Annotated in this window: 9 protein-coding genes; 7 read left to right on the top strand and 2 right to left on the bottom strand. The window is 45.7% G+C overall.

Annotated features, from left to right (window positions below; all coding sequences use genetic code 11):
• The first annotated feature begins 16 nt into the window (after positions 1-16).
• The 3 genes from ATB78_RS10245 (at position 17) to ATB78_RS10235 (ending at position 2,137) form a co-directional block, all read left to right on the top strand.
• Complete coding sequence (locus ATB78_RS10245) at positions 17-679, top strand: Bax inhibitor-1/YccA family protein (protein WP_005443944.1); 663 nt, start codon at positions 17-19, stop codon at positions 677-679.
• 233 nt (positions 680-912) lie between these two features.
• Positions 913-1,518, top strand: a complete 606-nt coding sequence (locus ATB78_RS10240; protein WP_061008605.1) for a hypothetical protein — start codon at positions 913-915, stop codon at positions 1,516-1,518.
• A 289-nt stretch (positions 1,519-1,807) separates the two neighbouring features.
• The gene (locus ATB78_RS10235) at positions 1,808-2,137 is read left to right on the top strand and encodes a TusE/DsrC/DsvC family sulfur relay protein (RefSeq protein ID WP_005443942.1); all 330 of its coding nucleotides are present in this window, start codon (positions 1,808-1,810) and stop codon (positions 2,135-2,137) included.
• A 45-nt stretch (positions 2,138-2,182) separates the two neighbouring features.
• Here the strand turns inward: ATB78_RS10235 and yccX are convergent, their stop codons facing one another.
• Positions 2,183-2,455 (bottom strand): acylphosphatase, encoded by a 273-nt coding sequence (gene yccX / locus ATB78_RS10230; protein WP_061008604.1) that lies wholly within the window; start codon positions 2,453-2,455, stop codon positions 2,183-2,185.
• A gap of 90 nt (positions 2,456-2,545) precedes the next feature.
• On the opposite strand from yccX, the gene ATB78_RS10225 reads away from it, so the two are divergent.
• On the top strand, positions 2,546-3,949 hold the full coding sequence (locus ATB78_RS10225; protein ID WP_061008603.1) for a methyl-accepting chemotaxis protein: 1,404 nt from the start codon (positions 2,546-2,548) through the stop codon (positions 3,947-3,949).
• 186 nt (positions 3,950-4,135) lie between these two features.
• Positions 4,136-5,329, top strand: a complete 1,194-nt coding sequence (locus ATB78_RS10220; protein WP_061008602.1) for a class I SAM-dependent methyltransferase — start codon at positions 4,136-4,138, stop codon at positions 5,327-5,329.
• 67 nt (positions 5,330-5,396) lie between these two features.
• Here the strand turns inward: ATB78_RS10220 and ATB78_RS10215 are convergent, their stop codons facing one another.
• A complete protein-coding gene (locus tag ATB78_RS10215) occupies positions 5,397-12,308 on the bottom strand; it encodes a Calx-beta domain-containing protein (protein ID WP_061008601.1) in 6,912 nt (2,303 codons plus the stop codon).
• Positions 12,309-12,702: 394 nt separating this feature from the next.
• On the opposite strand from ATB78_RS10215, the gene ATB78_RS10210 reads away from it, so the two are divergent.
• Both ATB78_RS10210 and ATB78_RS10205 read left to right on the top strand, forming a co-directional pair.
• On the top strand, positions 12,703-14,019 hold the full coding sequence (locus tag ATB78_RS10210; protein ID WP_061008600.1) for a TolC family outer membrane protein: 1,317 nt from the start codon (positions 12,703-12,705) through the stop codon (positions 14,017-14,019).
• A 1-nt stretch (position 14,020) separates the two neighbouring features.
• Positions 14,021-14,644 (top strand): OmpA family protein, encoded by a 624-nt coding sequence (locus tag ATB78_RS10205; protein WP_020197448.1) that lies wholly within the window; start codon positions 14,021-14,023, stop codon positions 14,642-14,644.
• The last annotated feature ends 44 nt before the right edge of the window (positions 14,645-14,688 follow it).

Here is a 14,688-nt window from a genome sequence, read left to right as displayed (position 1 = left end):
CTTATAGAGGAAGATTATGAACAGTCCTATGTTTTCTCGCACTACTACTCAAGAGAGTGCTCTACAAACCAACAAAGTACTGCGTAATACATATGCACTACTTTCTATGACTCTACTATGGTCAGCTCTTGTGGCTGGCGTGTCTATGGCATTTAACCTACCGCGTCCAGGTATCATCCTGATGTTGGTTGGTTTCTACGGTCTATTATTCCTGACTGAGAAAAACCGCAACAACAGCATGGGCCTAGTGTTTACATTCCTATTCACAGGCTTCTTGGGTTACACCATTGGTCCAATTCTAAACATGTACATCGGCGCTGGTATGGGCGACGTTGTTCTAACAGCACTAGGCGGTACCGCTCTGTCATTCATGGCAGCTTCTGCTTACGCTCTAACAACTAAGCGCGACCTATCTATGATGGGCGGCCTTATGTTGTCACTATTTGTCGTTCTAGTTGTAGGTATGATTGCGAGCATCTTCATCCAATCAACTATTCTGCATCTAGCACTTAGCAGCTTGTTCATTGTGTTCTCTACCATGGCAATTCTGATGACTACTCAAGGCATCATCCGTGGCGGCGAAACAAACTACATCTCTGCAACGATTACGCTATACGTTTCAATCTACAACATCTTCATCAGCCTACTAAGCATCCTAGGCATCATGAACGACGATTAATTCGTTAGATTGAACTAAAAATCAAAAGCCCGAAGTTCTACTTCGGGCTTTTTTATATCCCTCGCCTGTTACATTATCCCTATCTGCCTCTTTCTATTTGCATCCCCCTCAAGAGACGTTACGTCCAAAACCAAACAATAAGTATAAAACTATGTGCATATTTTGAATTTTCTACTATCGTTGGTTACGGCAACTATCTTATAAAATACAACACAAAAGGAAGAATCAACGTCATGAGATTATCGGCACCAGATAGGCATGAAAGCCGGAGTGATTGGGGCGGCGCTGCTTTGGGACATTCGGCTTATTCTATTTACCAAGCATTACTCAAAGATCAGGCTCACTTTCAAGGGCAAAACATGAAGTACCTTCAGGTTATCAACGACATTAGAGAGTTATATCATCGTGCAACGTTGAGAACGGAAGGTGGCTCTATCGTGTTTAAAGGCGGTCATGTTGAAGTTGAAGATAACAAGATGTTTTATCGCTATTGGCGCTCTATTTTACAACAAGGCCAGGCTCGCGGTGGCTCTAGAACTGGGAAGTCATCCCACCAAAGTGATGACGAACAATTTGAAATCTTATTCCCTAACCGTTGGGGAAATGTACTATTTGGTACAAGAAACGGTGGTACGTGGTTCCAAACTGAAGCGTATGGATTCACCGAATCTGCAAAAACATGGAACGGTATGAAAGACACTATTGGACATGCGAGTACAACAGTCCAATATTATGGTTCTTTTAAAACCAGACAAGTGGGCACGGCTGGCTACTCAAAATATACCGAAGCGTCGCCACTACACTTGATTGCTAACCTAGTTCCTGATGAACCGACATAAACTTAAAAGAGGCTGACGCTAACGGAACACTTGGCGTCAGCCATTCAAATGAAAGAATATTCATGCAAAAACTAAAATACTCACCCCGATAATTTTCTAACAAGATGAATAAATTTACATTTTTGTGAATAATCAAAGTAATCAACCTCTTCTACCGTCACTTTCTTTATCTGGTATTAATTGTGTAAATTTACTTCGCTCAGAAGGCTGCAAAGATTCTTTTGTTGAGTCTAAGCTTCGCTCTACGCTACCCTATACGTATCAATGGTTACTTAGCGGAAACAAAGCTATGTTCGTTTACAACGGCAAAGAAATTGAAACCGACGCTCAAGGCTACCTACTTGACCACACTCAGTGGGAAGAAGGCATGATTGAGCTTCTAGCAAAAGATGAAGAGATCGAGCTTACCGATGCGCACTTAGAAGTGGTTCACTTCGTACGTGACTTTTATGAGGAGTTCAACACCTCTCCTGCGGTAAGAATGCTTGTGAAAGCGATGGAAAAGGCGCACGGCCCTGAGAAAGGTAACAGCAAGTACCTGTTTAAATTGTTTAAGAAAGGCCCAGCGAAACAGGCAACCAAATTGGCTGGCCTTCCTAAACCAGCGAAATGTTTGTAAGGCTCTGGTTTAAAAATACCACTTACAAAATGACAGCTTATAAAGCTATAAGATCTTAAATCCGCGGAAAGGTTTGTAAGACACACTTTCCTGAGTGACACTGTCCACACTCGCTGTCCGCGGTCCTTCTTTTAACCACTTCGAAAACGCTGCAATTTGCTCTTCAGTGCCACAGGCAATCACTTCAACATCTCCGTTGTTTAAGTTCTTCGCGTACCCCGTTAAACCGAGCTTCAATCCTTGATGCGATGTGTGGTATCGAAATCCTACCCCTTGTACGTGACCTACTATCAGAAACTTCTCACACTTTAGTACCATCCGTATACCGCTCCCTATATTTGAGTGATATATTAATTGCGTCTATTTACCCCACTAAGGATAGTGGGTTTTTATATGGTTATAATAATTATGAAAGAAATTCCCTTCCGTTGGATTGATAAGTATCTCATCCATTTAAAAATTCAAGAAAAGTTCTATTTACTCTTCTTCCTTCCTCTTCTTGCATTAGTCATTCTCACTTTAGTCCTGAATAGTGCCGCTGACGCTATGATTTCTGGCTTATATCAGGAAGAGTTGATGTTAATGAAGGGGCTTATTGAGGCTGGCAACCTTTCGCAATCTCAAGTTGCAAACCTTATTGCTGGCTCAGAGACAATTAGCCTTGGTACTGGCCCAGACTCCGTTTCTGTATTGAATGGCGCATTTAGCCTAGTTGCAAACCATGAGCAGTCTTTATGGACCGCACTTTCTACAACGCAAGTCAGTATTATTCTTGTGACTCTGTTCATTATCGCGATTGGTGTTTACTACATCATGACTTTCATCGGTGGTGCGATGTTTACGATGAACAAAGCGCTCAACACGCTGGCAGATGGTGATCTAACAGCGCGTATGAATTTCTTCCGTGTTCGTGACGAGTTCAGCGAAATCGCGATTACTATCGACAAAGTAGCGGATCGCGAACAAAAGATGGTTCAGTCGATTCAAGAATCTGTAGCGCTGATGCAGCAAATCAGCTCTGACCTTAACCTTTCGATTCACAACAGCTCTGAGATCTCAAACACTCAACAAGAGCACCTTAACTCACTGGCAAGTGCAACAGAACAGATGGCTTCCACGATTCGTGAAGTGGCAACGTTGGCTCATGACTCAAGCACACAAACTGATGATGCTCGAAGCGTCGCGCAATCAGGTCAGGTGAAAGTGGAGAATACCCTTCACTCTATCTCGAACCTTTCTACTGAGATCCAATCGGCATCTCAAGCAGTTGAAGAGTTAGATGCAAACGCAGCGCAGATCGATGAAGTGGTCACAACCATCAACGGTATCTCTGAGCAAACTAACCTACTTGCCTTGAACGCTGCAATTGAAGCGGCTCGTGCAGGCGAACAAGGTCGTGGCTTTGCGGTTGTTGCTGATGAAGTTCGTGCTCTTGCAGGCCGCACTCAACAAGCGACAGTTGAGATTCAAGCAATGATTGAAGCGCTACAACGTAACAGCCAATCACTGACTAAACTGATGGAAGTCACGGTTCACAATGCGAACGAAGGCCAAACTCTGATGGCTGAAGTGAACCACGAAATCGGCTCACTAGCAGACAAGAACCAAACTATCTCAGACAGCAGCATTCAAATTGCGACAGCCGCTGAAGAGCAAGGCGTGGTGGCAGACAATATTGCATCAAGCGTTGAAGAGATTCGCATACAAGCAAACAATGTATGTACGATGATCAGCACAACGTCGCAAAACGTCGAGCAGCTTCGAGCTCAAAGTGACACCATGGAGTCGCTACTGACTGGCTTGAAAGCGTAATCGCTTAAACGAATAACTAGGGTCACTTCGGTGGCCCTTTTTTGTATCTGGAAAACCCACCCGTTACTCCACTCATCAGTTTATAATTAAAGCCTCTACAAATGATTGGATTGTCGATGGATATTGCTTTTGCGGGCAACATCCCGGACAATACGCCCCTTTCAAAATTCAACAAGAGCTAAAGAAATGACAGCTGCTATCTATTTGGTTAAAGGTCGTGAGAAATCGGTTAAGCGTAAGCACCCTTGGATCTTCTCTCGAGGCATCAGTAAAGTTGAGGGCGAACCTGCTCTTGGCGAAACCGTTGATGTATTCACTCACGACGGAAAATGGCTAGCTAAAGCGGCATATTCTCCAGCTTCTCAAATTCGTGCTCGTATCTGGAGTTTTGAAAAAGAAGAAATCAACAAAGCCTTCTTCGTTAAGCGTTTCAACAACGCTCAGCTTCTTCGTGAAGACATCATCGAGCGCGATGGCCTAACTGGCTACCGTCTTATCGCGGCAGAATCTGATGGTATGCCTGGGGTAACCATCGACCGTTACCAAAACTTCTTTGTGTGCCAGCTTCTAAGTGCGGGCGCAGAATACAACAAGCAAGCGATTGTTGATGCTTTGGTTGAGTGTTTCCCAGACTGCAACGTTTACGAGCGTTCAGACGTCGCGGTACGTAAGAAAGAAGGTTTGAAAGAAACCACTGGCGTACTGCACGGTGAAGAGCCACCAAAATCAGTGGTGATTGAAGAGAACGGCGTAAAAATCAGCGTAGACATCGTTGGTGGCCATAAAACGGGTTTCTACCTAGACCAACGTGACAGCCGCCAACAAGCGATGAAGTACGTCAAAGACAAAGAAGTTCTGAACTGTTTCTCGTACACCGGCGGTTTTGGTCTATACGCACTAAAAGGCGGCGCAAAACGTGTTATCAACGCAGACGTATCACAACCTGCTCTAGACACTGCAAAATTCAACGCAGAGCTGAACGAGTTTGATATCTCGAAAAAACGTGCTGTGTTCCTAAACGCTGACGTGTTCAAACTACTACGCGAATACCGTGACCAAGGTACGAAGTTCGATGTTGTGATCATGGATCCACCGAAGTTCGCAGAAAGTAAAGCACAGCTAAACGGTGCGTGTCGTGGCTACAAAGACATCAACATGTTGGCGATGCAAATTCTAAACTCAGGTGGCACGCTATTGACCTACTCATGCTCAGGCTTAATGGACCAAGTTCTGTTCCAAAAAATCATTGCTGACGCCGCAGTAGATGCAAACCGCCAAGTTAAGTTTGTAGAGCGTTTCGAACAAGCAGCCGACCACCCAACGGATACGGCCTACCCAGAAGGTTTCTACCTAAAAGGATTTGCGTGTAAGGTTCTATAATCGGGCTTAGTCAAAGCCAACGATAAAGAATTGAAACAAAGAAAAAGGGCCTGTTGGCCCTTTTTTGTTAGGAATCTAAATTAACTTTCGTGAGAGCCGATAAGACATCTCTTTCAAAATCCATATTTCCGATGATTAAATCGCTAAACTCGGAAGCTCCTTTTTCAATGACGATCGTTTGGATGGAATTACCCTCGTTGTGGGTGATTTCAAGCGATAGATCTTCGCCGTCAACATTTAGGTCAATACTATTGAGCAGCTCTTCAATGGTGTTATGCCCTGCATCTTCGACAACTTGGTTTAGATCGAGAATGTCGAGGTCTCGTTCAAAGCCACGTACCAAGTCCGTGCCGGAATCTAGTGAGTCATTAACCCATCTAAATATGTCCGCTTCGTTGTCATTACCAATTAAAATGTCATGGCTTACATCCACTTCCGCTTCAATGATGTTCGCAGCACCACCGCTCGCCGCGTTTACACCACCATTTTCGTCAATCACAAACTGAAGTGTATTTTCAGATTGGTCACCATCGTTATCGGTAAGCACGTAATCGAAGTCTAACGTTTCTACTGTGTCACCTACCGCACCATAGAAGGCATATGCGCCATCATTCAAATCGACTTCCAACGTGTGCTTACTGTCGATGTAGATAGTGAGCAGCATCGTGATATCGTCAAACGCATGTGAGATGTCGTTGTTGTCTACAACCGTCAGGTCTGTGCCATCAAATGAATAAGTGATACCGTCATGTTCTATTTCGCTGATGTAACCACCATCTGCACCAATACCTGTATCCGGTGATGTGGTGTACATGAGGTTACCGCCAACAGGTTGAATCACGGACTGCAACATAACTGGAGGCAGCTGAGTAACGTCAGGCACGACTACGCCATCAAGGTCTTGGTTCAAGAAACCATCGTAAGCAACACGGTCTAACTGATCAGGCATCAGGTTCACGCCCATGCCATAAGCCAGCGCTGTGATTTGATTATCAGAATCGGTCAAGTGATCTATCCAACTGTTCTCACGAGCATCGTTTATGAATGATGAGGCTGGATTTGGTTGACCATCAGATAAGAAGTAGCTCACGTTTGATGCACTAGGTAACTTACCCGCATCATCCCAAGAGTCCTTCGCTTCATTAATTGCGCGATTGTAGTTAGTTGCACCGCCAGCAGTAAGTGTATCAATGTACGCTTTCGCTTCATCTACGGTTAACCATGTTGCCCCAGCAATAGCGTACGTTGTTGCCGAACCGCTGTATTTGATGATTTGAACCCGAGTCTGGCCAATCGATTCGTACTGATTTAATAACTGAGTTGCCGAGTCCTTCATTATTTGAAGGCGATTACCCGTACGCATCGAGCCTGAAACATCCATAATCAATTGAACGTTAGCGCTCTCTTTTGTTTCCGCGACCACATCATGAACAATGGATGTCGAATCAGGTGAATCATCTTCAATAACAACATTTGCTACCGCAGAGTTCGTCAAGCCAAGTGCATTCGAAACAACGACAGGAACCTCAATGTTTAAAGAGTCCTCGCCAGAAGTATCTGGGTGATCTATTGGACCAAGGAGTTCAGTAAAGATTGCCCCCGTATCATTGACCGAAATCTTAATGACCTCTTCTCCATCCGCTGAACCAACAAGCAATTGGTCATTGTTGGACAAGGCCCATGTGATTGCCTCACCGTTACTGGTTAGGTTCGCAGTTGGGACATTCAGTGCGACCGAGTCAACCGTTTGACCAAGTGTTAACTGATCTATATCTAACGTTGAATCTGTGGTGTCCATAAAACCATTCAGCGCGAAGTCATCGGCAATGGCATTACCCAAACCCTCTTCAGAAACATTAAGCGTGACGCCTTCAACAATCGGAGGCGCATATGGATTAACCGCAAAATTCCCCGCTTTACTGTCACCATCGTTATCGGTAATCGTGTAACTGAAGTCGATATCACCATCACCACTTGGAGAGGTCAAAGGTACGTACTGGAAGAATTCCCACTTCCCGGTGCTTGGCGTTAATTGAACTTCAAACGCCAACTCGCCGTTCGCTTCACCGACTAATCTGTTTGGGTTTTGAGGATCAGTCCCAACACTAATCGCCTCGCCATCAAGTGTTTCTAGACCACTCTCTGCACCATTAAGAACGATACTTCCTGGGCCATCAGCACCATAGAGTGCGCCTAAATTCCCCTCTGCTGTTGCAATTGGAATGGCGGAGTCAGCACCAGTAAAGGTGATAGATTTGACGGTAAAGTCACTGTTGTCTGCGGTGTTTGGCCCATTACCATTACCTGTGGCTTCAAGAATAACCTTATCAAAACCACCCTGTTGAACACTGAAGTTAGCCGCATAATCACCACTTGCCGCATCAGAGTTAAAGGCTTGCTGTGCGATCAAAACACCATCACGATAGAAAGAAGCAAGACCTTCTTCTAACTCACCACCAAACATTTTCTCGAATTCGATTTCAGCACCAAAGGCAATCTTATCGCCCAAGTCGATGATCAACTGCTCTGAGACACCAGTATCATTGGCAAAACGATAGTCCACTTCATTAGCAAGCGGATAGCCGTTATTACCGACACTTTTCACGCCAATACCTGATGAGGTTTGATTAATCTCCGCGGCGCCAAGATCGGTAGACTCATTAAACAAAAATCCCAAAGCAGTCACTTCGACATCTCCGAAAGTTCGGCTGAATGCATCGGATTCATTACCCACAAAGCTAATATTGCCAGTGAGAATTTCGGGAATATCTGCCAGCGACACATCTACGGCTTGAGAAGACATTGGAACATGTGGACAGTCATCCTCGACAACCACGTTCATACTTTGGGAGCTCGTGGTTTGACCATCACTCACTGAGATCTGCAAATCAAAGTCGATCAAATCTTCAACGTCATTAACAGGATGATCGATTGGCTCAAAGAGTGTGATGGTGTAACCCCATGTTCCTTGCCCTGCGGCATTTGGTTCTGTCAACACGACTGTTGCTACACTAGCAATACTTGCCGTCGATGCGGTGAGTATTTGAGTATTGGCGTTCCAAGACCAAGTAACAGGTTCACCTCCAGATGCCAATCCATTGGGGCCGGAAAGTACAACGCTGACGTTCGTCGTATCAGGGTCACTGACTGTGAATGAGCCAACAAAGCTCGCCGAGTTCGTGGAGTCTGAAGGAGTTCCCATAGTATCGGCGATACCATCAGGTAACCCTTCTTCAGAAACAATCGCATCAACCACATTGCCGACGGCCGGAGGCGCGTCGTTATCTAAAATCGTACCAGTACCTTGCACTGGCGTATTTTGGGTAGAGGTTGCCCCAGCAAGCGTGAAGGTTTCGGAACTCTCAAAGACAGTATCATTGATGGTGTTTACAGTAACGCTGTAAGACGTGTCGTTCGCAGGAACAGTAACGTCAAAAGTACCATCTGGATTCACAGCCAGCACTTGAGTTGAGTTATCTGCATACGTGATAGTCACAGAGGTGTCTGTGTAGTCCACACCTCCGTCGGCAGTACCATCAGCAAGTGTCATACTCACAACCGTATCAGTCGTACTTGGGTTACTTAACGTGACATCTAATGTGGCTGGGTCACCTTCATTGACTGTCGCGCTGCTAATTGCAGCAACCACTGGACGGTCATCATCTGGGTCAGGCCCCGGACCACTGCCATCATCAACAATCGTACCCGTGCCTTGCGCGGGAGTATTTTGAGTTGATGTTGCGCCAGACAATGTAAAGGTTTCAGGACCTTCGAACACATCATCACCGGTGGTATTCACCGTAACGCTGTAAGTTGTATCGTTCGCTGGAACAGTAACATCAAACGTACCATCCGGATTCACAGCTACGACTAGGGTTGAGTTATCTGCATAAGTGATAGTGACCGAGGTGTCGGTGTAATCCACACCTCCCTCTGCTGTACCATCAGCGAGTGTCATGCTCACAACTGTATCGGTCGTGCTGGGATTGCTCAAGGTGACATCTAATGTGGCAGGATCACCTTCATTGACTGTTGCGTTGCTAATTGAAGCAACAACTGGACGATCGTCATCTGGATCAGGACCTGAGCCAGTACCATCATCGACAATAGTACCTGTACCTTGTGCTGGAGTATTTTGAGTCGATGTTGCGCCGGACAATGTGAAGGTCTCAGGACCTTCGAAGACATCGTCATCGGTCGTACTAACGGTGACGCTGTAAGTCGTGTCATTCGCAGGAACAGTTACGTCAAATGTGCCATCCGGATTTACTGCTACAACTTGGGTTGAATTGTCCGCATAAGTGATGGTCACAGAGGTGTCAGTGTAGTCCACGCCACCGTCGGCAGTACCATCAGCGAGTGTCATGCTCACAACCGTATCGGTCGTACTTGGGTTACTTAACGTGACATCTAATGTGTCAGGGTCACCTTCATTGACTGTCGCGCTGCTAATTGCAGCAACCATTGGACGGTCATCATCTGGTTCTGGGCCTGGTCCACTACCATCATCAGCAATAGTACCTGTACCTTGGGCAGGAATATTCTGAGTTGAAGTGGAACCTGACAATGTGAAGGTTTCAGGACCTTCGAACACATCGTCATCGGTCGTACTAACGGTGACGCTGTAAGTGGTGTCATTCGCAGGCACAGTCACATCAAACGAGCCATCTGGATTTACAGCCACAACTTGGGTTGAGTTATCCGCATAAGTAATGATGACTGAGGTGTCGGTGTAGTCCACACCGCCCTCGGCTGTGCCATCAGCAAGTGTCATGCTCACAACTGTATCGGTCGTGCTTGGATTGCTTAGTGTGACATCTAATGTCGCAGGATCACCTTCATTGACTGTCGTGCTGCTAATTGCAGCAACTACTGGACGATCGTCATCTGGCTCAGGCCCCGGACCACTGCCATCATCAACAATGGTACCTGTTCCTTGTACCGGAGTATTTTGAGTTGATGTTGCGCCGGACAATGTGAAGGTCTCAGGACCTTCGAAGACATCGTCATTGGTAGTATTCACAGTAACGCTATAAGAGGTGTCGTTCGCAGGTACAGTAACATCAAAGGTACCATCTGGATTCACAGCCACCACTTGGGTTGAGTTATCTGCATAAGTGATCGTCACAGAGGTGTCTGTGTAATCTACGCCACCGTCAGCAGTACCATCAGCAAGCGTCATACTCACAACGGTGTCTGTCGTGCTTGGATTGCTCAGGGTAACGTCTAACGTTGCCGGATCACCTTCGTTGACTGTCGCGTTGCTAATTGCAGCAACAACTGGACGATCATCATCTGGCTCAGGACCTGGGCCAGTACCATCATCAACAATGGTACCCGTGCCTTGTGCTGGTGTGCTTTGTGTCGATGTTGTGCCAGTCAGCGTGAAAGTCTCCGCACCTTCCAAAATATCGTCATCGAAGGTATCGCTCGTAACACTGAAAGTCGTTGTGTTTTCGGGTACATTTACCTCAAACGTACCGTCTGGATTCAGTAACACGACTTCGCTGGTATTATCTGAAAACGTGATCGTGACGGTTGTGTCCGAAAAATCCACACCACTTGTCGCAGTATCACCTGCAAGTTGCATGGTGACTACAGTGCTCGTTGTACTCGGGTTACTGAGATTTACGACGAGCGTAGCCGCCTCGCCCTCATTTACTGTTGTATTCGTAATAGATGCAACATTAGGTCGATCATCGTCTGGGTTTTGCCCCGGACCATCACCATCATCGCTTATGGTTGCTGTTCCTTCTGCGGGCTCTTCTTGAGTAGGTGTACTTGCAGTGAGCGTAAACGTTTCATCCCCTTCAAGTATTTCATCATCGTTCGTTACGACCGTGATAGAAAAGTCAGTATCATTTGCAGGAACCATCACTGTGAAAGAACCGTCCTCTGCAACGCTTACAGATTGCGACGTACCGTCTGAGAAGGTAACCAAAACAGATGTGTTATCGAAGTCACTCCCTCCTATTGCACTGCCGTCGGCAAGTGTAAGAGTGACAGATGTTTCAGATTCACTTTGATTGCTTAAGATGACCTCAAAAACTGCTGGCTCTCCCTCATTAACGGTGACATCTGAGATAGAAAGCACAGTAGGACGATCATCATCAGGATTCTCTCCCGGACCATCCCCATCATCACTGATGGTTGCTGTGCCAGTGACGGGGTCTTGTTGATTTGGTGTTGAACCACTGAGAGTGAAAGTTTCATCACCTTCTAAAAGTTCATCATTAAACGTTTGTACAGTGACAGTAAAAGTGGTCGTCTCGCTTGGTACGACAATAATGAAATCGCCATTCTCATCGACGCTCACCTGCTGCTCTGTGCCATCTTCAAAAGTAATCGTCACCATGTTATCGAGGAAATCAGCGTCACTGTCTTCTTGTCCACCTGACGCACTGCCATCATCCAAAGAAAACACTAACTCGGTCTCGTCGCTTGTTGGTCCATCAAGAGTGACGTCAAAGTTTACGTCTTCACCTTCGTTCACTGTTGGGCTAGATATGTCTTGGATAATGACGTCAGCAATTTGACTCGGTTGTGAGAAAAAGCCTCCGAAATAGAGTTCTAGCAGGGACAAAATTTGTGTTTCAGATAGACCTAGAGATTCAAGACCGATAGTTTCAAAGTCTGTCGCAGCAAGGCGTTCAGCCCCCGTCCGGTCTATAACGCCTGTCGCTTGAGGGCTAGAACCGTCACTTTCACCTGCAGCTGGTTCAAACTCTTCCCCTAATTGCGTTGGGTCACCACCCTGCTCGATGGCTTCGAAGACACTCGCGACATCCTCTGTGATGTTGACTGGATCCGAGTTTTCTTGAGAAACGACCTGTATGGTAGGCTCCGAACTCGCTGATAACTCGTTAATTACTACTTCACCCTGAGCCGGGCTTTCGCCCTGTCCCAACTCTCTTAAGTTACCATCCAATCCGATAACTACGATCTGGCCCATTAATGAGCGCAAGGTTGCATTATCCATAAATACCTCGACTCGAACGCTGTAGCGTCAAAAGTTTGTCACCCTTTCATTTACGACTATAGTTTAGTCAAAATAAACGTATTTATTGCTTGGGTTTTCGGCATTGCGGCTGTGCATTTCCTAGGGGCGGGAAATTGACATCACTTCAAGATGACAACTCTAAAAATTGCTATGATCTTAAAAAATCAGACATTTTTTTCAGCATAATCATTCGAAACATAAGCAAACTTTGTCATATATGCTACGGTGTTATAGGGGATCAAACTGAGAATTAACCTCAAAAGCCTAGGGATAACAGCGAGTTGAGCCTTTGCGTTCAAAATCGCTGTTTAATGTCGACAAGTCTCAATTTTGAGAGCGACAAAAATGAATGGATTTATCTGGGAGAACCGCCGTGAAGTGGAGCCGACTAAGTATAGCGTGCTGCAGTAGCCTAATAGTGTCATTCCCTATTTTCGGCCAAACTTTGGAACAGGCTGTGGCTTTAACGCTTAAAACGAACCCTGATTTGAAAGCGGCATTTAACGAATTTACCAGTAGTCGTTATGTGAACGAGTCTTCATCAGGTGCTTATTTACCACAAATCGACTTAGACGCTGGCATCGGGTATGAAGGCATTGATCCTGCCGACAGTGTAGGCCGTGGGGAAACGGACTTAACTCGTAAAGAAGCAGCGGTAACGTTGACACAGTTGATATGGGATGGTTCTGCTACTCTCAATGATATCGACCGCACCGCAGCGGATGCTGAGTCTTTGCGCTACCAACTGCTTGCCGATGCATCAGACAAAGCGCTTGAAGTCACCAACGTCTATCTAGAAGCCGTGAAAGCATATGAGATACTCACGTTGTCAGAGAACAACCTTGCGGTTCACAAACGCATTTACTCTGACATTAAAAAGCGTGTGAATTCTGGTATCGGTTCAACCGCCGACCTGACGCAGGTAGAAGCTCGTCTTGCAAAAGCTCATGGCAATTTAGCGGCGGCGCAAAACAACCTCTATGATACCCACACTCAGTTTACGCGACTTGTGGGACAGACCCCTCAAGGGCTGATCTTCCCTCGTGCGGATTCTAATTTTATCCCATATACAGTAGATGAAGCCGTCAGTGTTGCATTTGATCAACATCCAGTCATTAAGGTAGCTGTGGCTGATGTTGACTCCGCTAAGTTTCAATACAAACAGTCCAAAGGGGTTAACTATCCAACCCTTTCTGTCGAAGCTTCGCAGACATGGCGTGACGATGCTGATGGAATCGAAGGACGCAGCGACGAAACTCTCGCAATGCTTAGACTAAGGTACAACCTTTACAACGGCGGTAGCGACGCAGCAAACTCTGAAAACTTTGCTTATCAACTCAACAAAGCTAAGGATTTGCGCTCTTCTGCATATAAAAACGTTGAAGAAGGTTTAAGACTCTCTTGGAGTGCGTTGGATCTGACACTGCAACAAAAAGAGTTCCTTTCTGACCACGTGGATTCAGCAGCTCAAACCGTTATCGCTTATGAAAAGCAATACCGCATTGGTAAACGAACCTTACTTGATTTGCTCAACACTGAAAATGAATTGTTCGAAGCTCGTAAGGATTATTTGGACGCCAAGTACGCAGAACAATACGCGAAATACCGCGTGATGAATGCGACTGGACAACTGCTTAACTCTTTGCGAGTCGATATTCCGCAAGAGTGGCTAGAGAAAGTGGAGTATTAATATGAAAGTAATACCTATTTTTTTCATGGCTTGCCTAATTTCAGCGTGCAGTTCGAATTCCAATACCGAAACCGGTGATGAGTACGAGTACATTGAAACCCCGACTTCAGATCAAATTGCTGATTTGCTGGACGATGACCGTGATGGCGTCATTAATGCGCGAGATTTGTGTCCTGGAACACCACAGGGTTCGGAGATTGATAATGATGGCTGTGGTGAATATCTAAAAACATCGCAAGAAATGCAGATTCGAGTATTGTTTGCTAATGACTCGGATGAGATCAACCCTGTTTTCACTCAGCAACTTAGCGAACTCTCTGAGTTCTTGGAAGAGTACCCGAGTACATCAATTGAACTTCAAGGCTACGCAAGTCGAACCGGTACTGCCGAACACAACTTAGATTTGTCTAAACGTCGCGCTGAAAATGTACGACGCGTCTTGCTACAAAACGGCATTAGTCCAAATCGTGTCACCATTGTTGGTTACGGAGACACTGTGCTCGCATCAACCGGTACCGATGAAACAAGCCATGCGTTAAACCGACGAGTAACCGCAACAGTTGTGGGTTACAAGGGCGAAGTTAAGAAAGAATGGACGATTTTCACAACCCTACCTAAGAGTTAGTTGTCTTGTTCTACTCAATAATAAAAGGTCTAGCATTTGCTAGA

Origin of the sequence: Vibrio sp. CUB2 (assembly GCF_001557945.1) — a bacterium.
Lineage (GTDB): Bacteria > Pseudomonadota > Gammaproteobacteria > Enterobacterales > Vibrionaceae > Vibrio > Vibrio owensii.
The sequence above is the reverse complement of the archived record's forward strand: the minus strand, read 5'-3'. Positions and strand labels throughout refer to the sequence as shown.